This window comes from Corallococcus sp. AB018 (assembly GCF_003986945.1).
In the GTDB taxonomy this organism is placed as follows: domain Bacteria; phylum Myxococcota; class Myxococcia; order Myxococcales; family Myxococcaceae; genus Corallococcus; species Corallococcus exiguus.
This window is the reverse complement of record NZ_RAWR01000277.1, coordinates 1-11,863: the sequence shown is the minus strand read 5'-3', so window position 1 is coordinate 11,863 and position 11,863 is coordinate 1. Positions and strand designations below refer to the sequence as shown.

Annotated in this window: 14 protein-coding genes; 12 read left to right on the top strand and 2 right to left on the bottom strand. The window is 69.7% G+C overall.

The genetic code is table 11. The features are described from left to right. Positions 1-20: 20 nt before the first annotated feature. Complete coding sequence (locus tag D7Y11_RS38115; protein ID WP_233607530.1) at positions 21-710, bottom strand: lysophospholipid acyltransferase family protein; 690 nt, start codon at positions 708-710, stop codon at positions 21-23. Positions 711-917: 207 nt separating this feature from the next. Here D7Y11_RS38115 and D7Y11_RS38110 point away from each other — a divergent pair, with 207 nt between their 5' ends. The 12 genes from D7Y11_RS38110 (at position 918) to D7Y11_RS38060 (ending at position 10,678) form a co-directional block, all read left to right on the top strand. After that, positions 918-1,415: a hemerythrin domain-containing protein gene (locus tag D7Y11_RS38110; protein WP_233607529.1), complete on the top strand. Its 498-nt coding sequence runs from the start codon at positions 918-920 to the stop codon at positions 1,413-1,415. A gap of 180 nt (positions 1,416-1,595) precedes the next feature. Further along, complete coding sequence (locus tag D7Y11_RS38105) at positions 1,596-2,120, top strand: cell wall protein (RefSeq protein WP_121754212.1); 525 nt, start codon at positions 1,596-1,598, stop codon at positions 2,118-2,120. 145 nt (positions 2,121-2,265) lie between these two features. Beyond that, positions 2,266-3,129: a tryptophan 2,3-dioxygenase gene (locus D7Y11_RS38100; protein ID WP_120577732.1), complete on the top strand. Its 864-nt coding sequence runs from the start codon at positions 2,266-2,268 to the stop codon at positions 3,127-3,129. A 125-nt stretch (positions 3,130-3,254) separates the two neighbouring features. Beyond that, on the top strand, positions 3,255-3,431 hold the full coding sequence (locus D7Y11_RS43570) for a hypothetical protein (protein WP_158620633.1): 177 nt from the start codon (positions 3,255-3,257) through the stop codon (positions 3,429-3,431). A 127-nt stretch (positions 3,432-3,558) separates the two neighbouring features. After that, positions 3,559-4,116, top strand: a complete 558-nt coding sequence (locus D7Y11_RS38095) for a Uma2 family endonuclease (protein WP_126936132.1) — start codon at positions 3,559-3,561, stop codon at positions 4,114-4,116. 13 nt (positions 4,117-4,129) lie between these two features. Further along, a complete protein-coding gene (locus D7Y11_RS38090) occupies positions 4,130-5,257 on the top strand; it encodes a hypothetical protein (protein WP_126936131.1) in 1,128 nt (375 codons plus the stop codon). Positions 5,258-5,424: 167 nt separating this feature from the next. Next, positions 5,425-6,885: an adenylate/guanylate cyclase domain-containing protein gene (locus tag D7Y11_RS38085; protein ID WP_120595351.1), complete on the top strand. Its 1,461-nt coding sequence runs from the start codon at positions 5,425-5,427 to the stop codon at positions 6,883-6,885. A 27-nt stretch (positions 6,886-6,912) separates the two neighbouring features. Then, on the top strand, positions 6,913-7,332 hold the full coding sequence (locus D7Y11_RS38080; protein ID WP_120577728.1) for a type II secretion system protein GspG: 420 nt from the start codon (positions 6,913-6,915) through the stop codon (positions 7,330-7,332). A 144-nt stretch (positions 7,333-7,476) separates the two neighbouring features. After that, on the top strand, positions 7,477-8,835 hold the full coding sequence (locus tag D7Y11_RS38075; RefSeq protein WP_120577727.1) for a universal stress protein: 1,359 nt from the start codon (positions 7,477-7,479) through the stop codon (positions 8,833-8,835). A 140-nt stretch (positions 8,836-8,975) separates the two neighbouring features. Then, on the top strand, positions 8,976-9,557 hold the full coding sequence (locus D7Y11_RS38070) for a Fis family transcriptional regulator (protein ID WP_120577726.1): 582 nt from the start codon (positions 8,976-8,978) through the stop codon (positions 9,555-9,557). A 118-nt stretch (positions 9,558-9,675) separates the two neighbouring features. Then, positions 9,676-10,131, top strand: coding sequence for a hypothetical protein (locus tag D7Y11_RS38065; protein ID WP_120577725.1), 456 nt, complete (start codon positions 9,676-9,678; stop codon positions 10,129-10,131). Positions 10,132-10,261: 130 nt separating this feature from the next. Then, complete coding sequence (locus tag D7Y11_RS38060; protein ID WP_120577724.1) at positions 10,262-10,678, top strand: hypothetical protein; 417 nt, start codon at positions 10,262-10,264, stop codon at positions 10,676-10,678. Positions 10,679-10,932: 254 nt separating this feature from the next. On the opposite strand, the gene D7Y11_RS38055 is transcribed toward D7Y11_RS38060, so the two are convergent. Continuing rightward, positions 10,933-11,598, bottom strand: a complete 666-nt coding sequence (locus D7Y11_RS38055) for an SCO family protein (RefSeq protein ID WP_233597100.1) — start codon at positions 11,596-11,598, stop codon at positions 10,933-10,935. Between the last annotated feature and the right edge of the window lie 265 nt (positions 11,599-11,863).

Below are 11,863 nucleotides of genomic sequence, written 5' to 3'. Positions count from 1 at the left end.
GGACGGGAGTGGAGGCGGTCTCAAGCATGGCAGGCCCTCAGCAGCAGGCGCCGGACGCTGGCGGCCACGCGGTCGCGGAAGGCCCGCACGCGTGACTCCGACGCACCCGACGGCGGCGGTTCATGGGGTTCACCCACGGCGAAGGTTAATTGAACTGGCAGCGGCAGGGGCCCCAATCCCATCACCAACGGCATGCGGTATTTGTCCTCCGCGGCCAGGCGCACACACCACCGGTCCTCGTCCGGAGGCCAGAAGAAGGTGTCATCCACCCCGAAGCCGGCGAAGGGCACCACCGGCACCCCGGCCTGCATGGCCAGCCGGACGAAGCCCAGCGCGCTCTCCCACCGGAGCTGGTAGCGGCCCTGACTGCGTTTGAAGGTCTCCCGCGCGCCGCCCGGATAACAGACGACCAGCTGCCCCTCCTGGAGCGACCGGAGCGCGTTCTCCCGCGTCCCCTCCACCCCGCCCAGCCAGGGCAACACCGTGCGCACGAGGGGAATCTTGAAGAACCCCCGCTCCGCCAGCCCCAACGGATAGCGCCCCGTGGCCCGGTGCAGGAGGTGGAAGAAGGCGGGGGTCTCGTATCCCCAGACACCGTGATTGCCCACGAGCAGCAGCGGCCCATGTCTGGGCAAATGTTCAGCTCCCACCAGCCGGGCGCGGTGATAGCGCGCGGACAGGGCGGCGCCGCCCTCCGCGAAACGGAACACGGCTTGCCGGACGCTGGTGAGTGGGTTTTCCACGGTGGAGCCAAGATGCAGCCGCCCTCGCAAGCCGGCACCCTGACACCAGGCGGCCGGGCAGGGGCTCAACCGCCGCAATCACCGGAAAAGGGCATGCACGCCAGCAGGCTGCCTTTCCCGGCGGGGGGATGGGTGCGGTTGTCTGCCCCCGGAGCCGTGCTGATGCTTGGGGGTATGGCCGGCCCATTCGACATCCTCCTGCATCAACATCGCGAGCTGGAGGAGCTGCTGGAGCGGCTGGCTTCGGAGGCGGAAGCGGAGGAAATGACTCACGGTCAGGAGGCCCTGGCCCGCCTCCTGCGCCTGCACTCCCGCCTGGAGGAGCGCTGCGTCCATCCGCTGCTGACACGCGTGGAGGGCCGCGCCCGCGCCCGCGAAGAGGCCGAGGACCACCTCACCCTGCGTGAGCTGATGGAGGAATTGCAGGAGCTGACGCCTCGCGGCGTCGAGTGGCAGGCGCGCCTTTTCACGCTGGAGGATCAGGTCGTGGCGCATGTGCAGGCCACCGAACATGGGGTGCTCCCCCGCCTGTCCGCGTCTCTAGACGCGGAGGAATTGGAGGAACTGGGACACGACCTCGCACTCACGTACGAGGAACTGCTGGATCGCTCGCAGCACCCCCCGGCCCCGGGTCGTGGAGCGTTGTTGGAACCCCTGCATTGGGATGCGTGAGAAGCGCCTGAAAGCGTCGCCGAGACCCATTTCCCGGGCCTTTCTCGCCTGCTGATACGCAGTGGCGTCACAACTTTTTATCGCTTCCTTCGACAATTGCCTTTCTGGAAGGTATTGGTACTTCGGCGTGCCGGTTCACGCCAAGGCAATGCTCCCCCCTTAAACCGAGGATTGGTCGAAATGTCAGTTGACAAGGCGTTCCGCGAGATGATTCGCAACGAGATTGAAGTGCAGCTCAAGCCCCTGCGCGACGTGGTGTCTCGTCTGGAGTCGGGCACGGCGGACCTGGATGCGCTGCGCAGCGTGGCCGAGCGTCTGGCGCCCCTGGCTCAGGTGGTGGGCCCCCTCTTCGGCGCGAACGCGCCCGCGGCCGGCAAGCCCGGTCGTCGTCCCGTGGGTCGTCCGGCGGGTCGTCCGTCGGTGAGCGCGCCGGTGGCGGCGGCGGGTGGCAAGCGCCGGGGCCGCAAGCCGGCGGTGGTGGAAGGCGGCGCCCGTGAGTGCGCCATCATGGGCTGCGGCAAGCCCAGCCGCACCAAGGGCTACTGCGCGGCGCACTACCAGAAGCTGCGGATGCTGGAGAAGACCAACCGCCGTCCTTCCGCGTGGTCCGACTACGCCAACCCCAACAGCGTGGAGGACATCAAGCTGCCCCGTGGCCGCGCCGCCTCCAAGGCGCTCGCGGAAGCCGCTCAGAAGAACGCTTAAGTTCTTCCGCAGTAGCAGTATCAGTCGCCCCGGCCCGGGCATATAGGTGGACCACGCCCTTCCGTCTGGAAGCACGTGGCAGGATTGACCGCGCGGAGGATGTGCTTGCGCCGCGAGGGGGTTGGTGTGCATGAGTGCCCGGGCCATGAACAAACGCGACCTGGAGCCTGGAATCGTCACGGACCTCGCGGGCCGGACGACTTATGGCGATTACCTGCAGTTGGACCGCCTTTTGTCCGCGCAGGTGCCCCGTTCCCAGCCTCCCCATCACGACGAGTTGTTGTTCATCGTCCAGCACCAGACGAGCGAGCTGTGGATGAAGCTGCTCATCCACGAGCTGTCCGCCTGCATCCGTTACATCCAGGCGGACCGGCTGGAGCCGTCGTTCAAGATCTTCGCGCGCGTCGCGCACATCCAACGGATGCTCTTCGAGCAGTGGAGCGTGCTGGAGACGCTCACGCCCAACGAGTACCTGGAGTTCCGCGACACGCTGGGCCACGCGTCAGGCTTCCAGAGCTTCCAGTACCGGGCGCTGGAGTTCCTTTTGGGCAACAAGGATGACGCGGCGCTGGGGCCCTTCAAGCACGTGCAGGGTGTGCACGCGGAGCTGGACCGCCTGCTGGAGTCGCCGGGCATCTACGACGAATTCCTGCGCCACCTGTCGCGCATGGGCCACGACATTCCCAGAAGCCACGTGGAGCGCGACTGGCGTCAGCCGTATGAGAAGAGCCCCCAGGTGATGGAGGTGTTCCGGCGCATCTACGAGGACACCGAGAAGCACTGGGACGCGTATGAGATGTGCGAGAAGCTGGTGGACACGGAGGAGCGGTTCCAGCTCTGGCGCTACCGGCACATGATGACGGTGATGCGCATCATCGGCTTCAAGCAGGGCACGGGCGGCTCGTCGGGCGTGGGCTTCCTGCGCAAGGCGCTGGACCTGCGCTTCTTCCCGGAGCTGTGGGACGTGCGCACGACGCTGACGCCGCCCGCGAAGCCCCGGGGCGCCTGAGCGCCCCATCCGCCCCGCTCGTGTCCCCGCATGCTCCGCGGACCGGCAGGGGCGGGGTGCCAGCCGGGGCGCGGGCTCCCTAGCTTGGGAGAGGTCAAATCCTCTCAACGCGCGAAGGAGCCACCATGGGTGAGCACGAAAGCCCCCGGAAGGAACCGCAGCTTCCGGAAGACGAACAGAAGAACAAGCGTCAGGCGGGAGACCGCCCCATTCCCACGCCAGGGCATATTGGCAATCTGCCAGATAATGGCGAGGGCCCGGGTGGCATTGGCATCAAGCTGCCCGAGGGCGGCGGCGACTGAGTGAAACATCCGGAAATGTTTCAGGCCCGGGGGCCCTTCCGGGGCTCCCGGCCGCCGGGGTACACGTGTCAGACGGGCATGAGAGTGTCCGGGCATGTCCCTACCTGCTAGGTTGTTCGTCCCAGAGATGACCCGAAAGCCCGCCACCTACGCCGACCTGGAAGCGCTCCCCTCGAATCAGGTGGGGGAGATCGTCAACGGGGAGCTGTACGCGAGCCCCCGGCCCGCGGCGCGGCATTCACTCGCGGCGTCGCATCTGCAAGGAGAGCTCCACGGTCCCTTCGACCGGGGCCGTGGAGGACCAGGGGGGTGGCTCTTCCTGTTCGAACCGGAGCTGCACCTGGGCAAGGACGTCCTGGTCCCCGACATCGCGGGTTGGCGCCGGGAGCGGATGCCCAAGGTGCCCGACGTCGTGGGCATCACGATGGCGCCGGATTGGCTGTGCGAGGTGATGTCCCCGTCGACGTTCCGGTTGGATCGGGCCCGGAAGCTGCCCATCTATGCCCGGGAGGGCGTCAAACACATCTGGTTGGTGGACCCGCGCGAACACCTGCTGGAGGTCTTCCGGCTGGAAGGCGGCCACTACCTGTTGCTAGGAGCATATGGGGACGCGGAGACCGTCCACGCGGAACCATTCGAGGCGCTTCCCCTGGAACTGAGGGTCCTGTGGGAGGACGTCGAGTAGGCTCTGACGCACCATGTCCGCGCCCGCCGGAATGACGCTGCTCTTCGAACAGGCCCACGTCCTCTGCTACCGCACGTTCGACATCGCGGAGGAGATAGACCTGGAGCGCGCGCGCAAGGCGCTCACGGAGGACTCGCGCCGCTTGAAGCTGTCTCGCGAGAACAGCCAGTACATCCAGCTGCCCAACCCGCCCGTCGCCTATGAGCTGGGCCGCAGGCCGCTCGCGCTGCGTGACGGTCCTGTCACGGTGGACGCCACCGCGCGCCTGTTCGACCACGGCGCCGCGTCCATCATCCTGCGCGTCCCCGTCGCTCCCGGCACCACCTGGGAGACGCTCACCCAGGTCGCGGATGAGCTCTATGACAGCCATGCCCTGGAGGACCTGGCGCGGGAGCTGGTGGAGGGCGTGCGCCGCACCATCGCCTCCGCCGTGCAGGGGCCGCACCTATGGGACCAGAGCGAGAGCTACACCGTCATCTTCGCCGAACGCATCCAGGGCAACCCTTCCGCGGAGGAGCTGTTCCAGCGCGCGGACATCGCTCGGCTCCTGCTGGGAGAGAGCACCGCCGCGCCGCTCGCGCCGCGCGAGCGCGAGGCCGTCACCCAGGTGCGCTTCAGCTACACCGCCCACGACCTGGTCGTCGTCGACTGGAACAGCGCGTTCGTCTACGAGCCGTCCGGCTCGCGCGACATCCCGGACCTGTTGGAGATCGCCAACGCGCAGCTCCTGGAGTTCCGCTACTACGACGAGCGGTTGGACAAGCACATCGCGCGCATCCACGACGAGGTGCAGGCGCGCAAGCCCGGCTGGCTCACGCTGTTCCGCAGCCCGTACCGCAACCTGGCGCGCGAGACACTGGGCACGCTCGTGGACCTCAACGAGTTCGTGGAGCGGGTGGAGAACAGCCTGAAAATCATCGGCGACTTCTACCTGGCCAAGGTCTACGAGGGCGCCGTGCGCCGCCTGCGCATCCCCGCGTGGCAGGCCTCCGTCACGCGCAAGCAACAGCTGCTCGCGCAGACCTATGGCCTGCTCAAGGGCGAGGTGGACATCGACCGCTCGCACGTCCTGGAAATCATGATCGTCGCGTTGATCATCCTGGAAATCGTCATGGCCTTCAGCCGCGTGTTCGAGCACTGACGGCGAGCCGGCCAGGAACGCCGCGCGCCGCTCCCGTGGAGCGTCCGAAGGGACGACGGTCCCGTCGGGTGGGGGACGCGGGAAGGGACAAGACGTGGTGAGGGCTTCGCGGCGGCCGGGGTTGCGCTACGCTCCCGCGCTCGGGTGTGTGTGACGGAGGCTTCCGCGTGAGTGCATCGAACCCCCTCTTCGGTGATTTGCTGCTCAAGCTGGGCGTCGTCTCGCCGGGGCAGGTGCAGGAGGCGCTCGCGCTGCAGGCCCTCACCGGACAGCGCGTGGGAGAGGCGCTCATCTCCCTGGGCTACGTGTCACGCGAGCAGATTCAGGACGCATTGGGAGAGGCCCTGGGCTTGAACCACGAGAAGGGGCCCGCGCAGCCGCCCCTGGGCGAGCTGCTGGTGGGGCTCAAGTACGTGACGCTCGCGCAGCTGGACGAGGCGCTGGCGCGGCAGCGGCGCGACGGGCGGCGGCTGGGAGAGATACTGGTCGAGCTGGGCCACTGCACCTACAAGCAGATCTACGAAGCGCTGGGCGTGCAGAACCGCATCGTCGGCCGACAGGACCTGCCACGTCCCGCGACGGAGGGGCGCCGCCGCGTGGTGGTGGTGGACGACAGCCCCCTGGCGTGCGCGTTCGTGCAGGAGGGGCTGGTGGCCCTGGGCTACGAGGTCCTCTGCTTCCAGGACCCGTACGAGGCGCTGGAGGGCATGGGGCGGCTGCAGGCGGCCATCGTGCTGAGCGACCTGGAGATGCCGGGGCTGGACGGCGTGGAGCTGTGCCGGCGGCTGAAGGAGGGCCCTCGCAGCGCCATCCCCGTCATCATGCTCACCGCCAACGACCGCGAGGCGGAGCGCGTGCGCGGCCTGCGCGCGGGCGCGGACGACTACGTGAACAAGTCCGCGTCCATGGACGAGCTGGCGGCTCGCATCGAGAGCGTGGTGCGCCGCACGGACGAGACGGAGCGCATGCGCAAGTTGTTCGCGCGCTACACGTCCGACGCGGTGGTGGAGGAGATCCTCAAGAGCGCGGACGCGGCGGTGCTCGCCGGTGAGAAGCGCGAGGTGACGGTGCTGTTCGCGGACATCCGCAACTTCACCGGACTGGCGGAGAGCCTTCCTCCCGAGCAGGTGGTGGCGGTGCTCAACCAGGTGCTGGGCCGGCTGTCGGACGCGGTGCTCACCTGCGGCGGCACGCTGGACAAGTTCCTGGGCGACGGGCTGATGGCCGTCTTCGGCGCGCCGGTGGGCCGTCCGGACGACGCGCTCCGGGGCCTGCAATGCGCGAAGATGATGATGGAGGCCGTGGCGGAGCTGCGCGCCGTGGCGGAGGCCGAGTGGGTGGCCCACGGCCGCGAGGGCCGGCCCCTGGTGCTGGAGCTGGGCGTGGGGTTGAACTCGGGCGTGGTGGTGTCCGGCAACATCGGCAGCGCGATGCGGGCCGAGTACACCTGCATCGGCGACGCGGTGAACGTGGCCGCGCGGCTGTGCGCGCTGGCCGGGCCGGGGGAAATCCTGGTGGGCGAGCGCACGCGCGAGCTGGTGGACGCGAACGAGACCGCCTTCGAGGACCTGCCGCCGGTGCGCTTGAAGGGCAAGCAGCAGCCGGTGCCGCTTTACCGCGCCCTCTGACGCGGTAGGCGGTAGGGTGGATGGGCCATGGCCGCCACTCCCGCCTCGTCCGCCGTCCCCGAGAAGTCCCGCCGCTCCCCGCTGCCCTGGGTGGCGGTGGTGTTCGTGGTGGCGCTCGTCGTGGCCCTGGTGCTCACCGCCTTCCGCCACCGCGACCCCGAGCAGGCCCAGCACATCCACGCCGACTTCACCCTCATCCTGGGCGCGCTGGAGCGCTACCGCGCGGACCACGGGGGGCAGCTGCCGGAGGAGGGGGACCTGGACGCGCTGCTGGTGCCCCGCTACCTCCACGCCGTGCCCCTGGACCCCTGGGGCCGGCCGTACCACTACGCGAGCAGCGCGCAGGGCGTGTTCCTGTCCAGCTTCGGCCGCGAGAACCAGCGCGGCGGCGTGGGCGACAACCAGGACCACACCAACCACGACGGGCACCAGCAGCTCCTGCGCTAGGGAGGGCCCCGCCGCCGGGACGCCCCGCCCTGCCAGGCAGGCAGGCCGGCATGCACGGGCCGCACGTCACCGGGCGTCCGGCGTGCGCATCCTTCGTGGCGAGGGGAGGCTCCAGCGGGCATCGCCTCCTCGGGGGGCCCCGCCATGGCCATCATCTGCGCAACCAACCTGTCCGCCGACGCCGCGCACGCGGCCACCGTCGCGGCGACGCTCGCCGGCCGCCTGGGAGAGCCCCTGCTGCTCCTGGGGGTGGATGACGAAGTGCCTGACGCGGAGGCCCCGGACGCCCTGTCCGCGGCGGAAGGGGGGCTGGCCGCGGAGGCCGCGCGCCTGAGGCCGCTCGCGGGCATGGTGGAGCCGCGCATGCAGCGGGGTGCCTCCGTGGAGACGCTGCTGGGGGACGAGGAGTGCCGCAGCGCCCGGCTGGTGGTGGTGGCCGCGGAGGGCTGGCGCACGTCCCCCTGGCGCAAGACGTCCCTGGCGGAGCGCCTGGCCCGCCACGGCTGCGCCCCGGTGCTGGCGGTGCGCCGGGACACGGCGCTCCTGGACTGGGCCCGCGGCCGGCGCCGGCTGCTGGTGATGGTGGGGGTGGACCCCCGCTCCTCCACGTCCGACGCGGCCATCACCTTCCTGCGGGAGCTGCGGCGCGTGGGCGGGTGTGACGTGCTGGCCGCGTACGTGTGCTCACCGCTGGAGGAGCGCGAGCGGCTGGGCGTCCACACCCCCGTGCACGTGGAGCGGCTGGACGCGCGCGAGCGCACCATGGAGGGGCTGGAGCCGCTGGTGGAGCGCGTGCTCCAGCGCGAGGTGCGCGAGCGCCTGGGTGACCTGGAGGGGGAGGGCCGCGTGGAGGTGGTGCTGGAGCCCGGCTATGGCCGCCCGGCGGACCACCTGCTGCACGTGGCCCATGCGCGCAGCGCGGAGCTGACGGTGGTGGGCATGCACCTGCGCGGCGGCGTGCAGCGGCTGTGGCACGGCTCCGTGTCGGAAGGAGTGCTGCGCCACGCGGAGCGCTCCGTGGCGTGCATCCCTCCCGGAGCGCGCGAACCTCGCCGGCTTCCTCCGCCCCGGAGCGCGCTGGTGCCGGTGGACTTCACCCTCGCCTCCGGACAGGCCATCGCGCAGGCGTGCTCACTGGTGGGGCCGGGCGGCCGCGTGCACCTGCTGCACGTGCACCGGCTCCGGGGCCGCGAGCGGGGCCCCCGGGACTTCCACGGCGTGCTCCCGGAGCCGGACAGCGAGCGGGACCGGGTGCTGAACCGGCTCTGGGCGCAGGTGCCCGGGGACACCGTCGCGCGGGCGGTGCACTGGAGCGTGGAGGGGGTCAGCGGGGACGACGTCGCCATCGCCATCTGCCAGGCCACGGAGCGTGAGGGCGTGGACCTGGTGTGCGTGGGCACGTCCGCCCACCGCGAAGTGGTTCCGGACGTGCTGGAGGAGGCGGTGGCGCGCGAGCTGGTGCTGCGCTGCCGCAGGCCCGTGATGGTGGTGCCTTCCGTTTGACCCGGGAACGGGCGTCCAGTGAGTGGGCTCCTCGCGGAACGGGTCCCTGTTTTTTTCCCACGCGTAAGGGATTGAACAGGCGACCCTGGAGGGCGTTAGACTTTGGGAGGACCCGCTTTCCCAGAAGGGTAGGGCATCCCGTGGCTCTTCGCGGTTATCGAGAAGAGGACCTCGTCTCCAACCGTGCATCGTTGATCATCCACGGAGGTACCGAGGATGAGCGCAGGGCCTGGGCGGAGGAAGCCGCGCGCAACTTCGGCGTCCCGCTCACGGAGGTGCGCCAGGGCTCGGAGCTGGCCGGAGCGCTCCGTCAGCCCAACGGCGTGGTGTTCATCGCGGACGCGGGGAAGCTGCCGCTGGACGCCCAGGGCCTCATCCTGCGCTGCCTCCAGATGCAGGAGGAGCGGCCCAAGGTGGTGGTGGGCGTGTCCGGCACCGCGATGGCCGCCCTCACCCGGGGCACGCTGCGCGAGGACCTGCACTACCGGCTGAACCAGGCGCAGGTGGACCTGCAGACGGATGGCCTGAGGGACGCGCTCAAGCGCCGCTGGGCGCAGCAGGCGGAGCAGCTGGCCGTGCGCGCCGCGGCGCTGAAGGCCGCCGAGGAGAAGGAGCGCGCCGCCGCGGTGGCCCGCCGCCCGGGCTCCGTCACCCGCATCCTGCCCAAGCGCAAGGCCCAGGCCACCGTGCGCAAGGGCGCGCCGCGCAACGCGGTCCGCTGAAACCCGGGGGTTTCCAGAGGGAGCGGGAGCCGTCCGGGGCGGGGAATGGGTACTACTGGAAAGATGGGCTAGAGTTGTTCCCAGCCGTCTTTCCTCTCCTCTCCGGAGCGAAACCGCAATGTCCCAGCAAGCCCCTGGCAAGAAGCGTGGTCTGTCCCGTCCCGTGGAAGTCGTTCGCGCGGAGCTCCTCAAGGATCCCGAGACGAAGCGCATCGCGGATGCCGTGGGCATGAAGCTGGAGGACTACGTCGAGCTGGTGCTCGAGTACGCGCAGGACAAGGACAAGGAGCCCATGCTCAACGTCGTGTCCGACGAGGAGCTGAAGGCGAACGGCTTCCCCGTACACACGGTGGAGGAGGTCGGTGAGTTCCTGGTCGCGGGCGCCAAGGGTGAGCTGCCCGGTCAGGGCAACCCCTTCGCCAAGTCCGAGTTCGAGGCCAGCAAGGGCGGCACCGCCGGCAAGCCGAGCCTGAACCCCGCGGCCGAGGGCGCCCCCCAGACGCCGCAGGACGAGGCGAAGCGCCAGGAGCTGCTGGAGCAGATGAAGAAGGGCGGCGGCGGAACCCGCGGCTGAGGTCGCCCGGAATCCCCGTGAAATAGATCGGAAAATGGGGAGGAAACATTTTCCTCCCCCCTCCGAGAATCCTTTTGAAGCTTCACTGCGGCACACACTCTCCAAACCAGATTCAGTAGGGGGTTTCACCATGGGCGGCATCGGCAAGGTTGTCAGCAGCGTCGCGAAGACGGTCTCCAACATCGCTGGCGGCGTCGCGAACATCGCGGGCAAGGCGCTGAACTTCGTGCAGAACCCCATGGGCGCCATCACCGGCGGCCTGAAGGGTCTCGCCGGCGGCCTCCTGGACAAGCTCCCGTTCGGCCTGGGCAAGCTGGCGAAGCCGTTCGTGGACAAGTTCATCGACTCCGGCGCGTCCCTGCTCGCCAAGGGCCCCCTGGCCGGTCTGTCCCAGCTGACCAAGTTCGCCCCCACCGTGAAGTCCATCGCGGACATCGCGACCACCGTGAAGCAGGGCGCGGACCAGGTCGGCGCGCTGGCCTCCCAGCCCGCGCAGCAGAACGTGCAGAACCTGTTCGCCCACGCGCAGGCTGCGCTGACCAACTGAGTTCCCCGCTGAAGCTGGCGTGACTCATGCACGAAGGCCGGTACTCACCGCGAGGTGGGGGCCGGCCTTTCGGCTTTGCGGGCCAACGCCGCGCGAGGCACGAGGGTCGGTCCTCCGTCCGTCATGGGCGGGGCGCCGGCCCTTCGGTTTTGAATGCTCCGATGTCGGCTCTGTTGCGGGCTTTGGAAGTCCGGGTGGGATGTGACCCGGAATGACGCACCCGGAGTATGGGCGCGATCAGGAAGCGGCGCGGCTCAGCCCTCTTCGCGGGTGATGCGGAAGGCGTCGGTCTCCAGCTTCTGGGTCGCCTCGGGGTCCGCGCTGTCGTAGTAGCCGCGAATCTCTCCGGTGCCGTCCACCAGCACGAAGTGGGTGCCGTGGAAGATGGAGAGCAGGTCGTCCTCGGGGGCGCCGGCCTCGCGGCCCATGCTGATCTTGAAGCCCTGGACGATGGTGTCCTTGAGGGTGGCGTAGTCGCCGGTGAGGAAGTTCCAGCGGGTGAAGTCCGCCTGGTACTTCTTCCCGTACTCGGCCAGCCGCTCCGGGGTGTCGTAGGCCGGATCCACGGAGAAGGACACCAGCTGGAGATCCGTCCCCAGCTTCGAGGTGTGCTCCTGCACGCGCGCCATCTTCTGCGTGAAGACGGGGCAGACGGTGGGGCAGCGGGTGAAGATGAAGTTGGCGATGAACGGGTGGCCGCGGAGCTGCTTCAACCCGAAGGGCTGTCCGTCCTGCCGCGTGAAGGTGAAGTCCGGCAGCGCGCCCAGGCGGGGCGGCGGCTGGGAACGGCCCTGCACCAGGTCGTGGACCGCCACCCCCATGAAGCCGAGCGACGCCACGGCGATGCCCGCCCAGACCCAGGAGCGGCGGACGGGACGGGAGCGGGGTGCGGCGGACGGGGAGGGCGATTCGACGGACATGCGTCGGCACGTACGGCATCAGCGGGGGGCGCACAAGCGCCGGGCCTGACGGGGTAGGGGCTGGCCGCATGCGAGGCATGAGGGAGAGTGGCCGCTTCGCGGCGGGCAGGGTGCGCCTTGAGGGGACGTTGGGTGCGTGCTAGCCCGGAGGTCGTGGCCCATGCCCTCTTCCAGCCCCCGGGTGGACGCACTTCGCCGGGCAGGTGGGGAGGCTTCCGGTCGCTGGCGGGGTCCGGGCCGTGGCTCGGACTCGTCGGAGGGCTGG

Bases quoted from the DNA above. Each gene is read 5' to 3' on its own strand.
- D7Y11_RS38110 (WP_233607529.1), top strand. From the start codon at position 918: ATGGCCGGCCCATTCGACATCCTCCTGCATCAACATCGCGAGCTGGAG.
- D7Y11_RS38090 (WP_126936131.1), top strand. From the start codon at position 4,130: ATGTCCGCGCCCGCCGGAATGACGCTGCTCTTCGAACAGGCCCACGTC.
- D7Y11_RS43570 (WP_158620633.1), top strand. From the start codon at position 3,255: ATGGGTGAGCACGAAAGCCCCCGGAAGGAACCGCAGCTTCCGGAAGAC.
- D7Y11_RS38055 (WP_233597100.1), bottom strand. From the start codon at position 11,598: ATGTCCGTCGAATCGCCCTCCCCGTCCGCCGCACCCCGCTCCCGTCCC.
- D7Y11_RS38075 (WP_120577727.1), top strand. From the start codon at position 7,477: ATGGCCATCATCTGCGCAACCAACCTGTCCGCCGACGCCGCGCACGCG.
- D7Y11_RS38100 (WP_120577732.1), top strand. From the start codon at position 2,266: ATGAACAAACGCGACCTGGAGCCTGGAATCGTCACGGACCTCGCGGGC.
- D7Y11_RS38095 (WP_126936132.1), top strand. From the start codon at position 3,559: ATGACCCGAAAGCCCGCCACCTACGCCGACCTGGAAGCGCTCCCCTCG.
- D7Y11_RS38105 (WP_121754212.1), top strand. From the start codon at position 1,596: ATGTCAGTTGACAAGGCGTTCCGCGAGATGATTCGCAACGAGATTGAA.
- D7Y11_RS38060 (WP_120577724.1), top strand. From the start codon at position 10,262: ATGGGCGGCATCGGCAAGGTTGTCAGCAGCGTCGCGAAGACGGTCTCC.
- D7Y11_RS38065 (WP_120577725.1), top strand. From the start codon at position 9,676: ATGTCCCAGCAAGCCCCTGGCAAGAAGCGTGGTCTGTCCCGTCCCGTG.
- D7Y11_RS38080 (WP_120577728.1), top strand. From the start codon at position 6,913: ATGGCCGCCACTCCCGCCTCGTCCGCCGTCCCCGAGAAGTCCCGCCGC.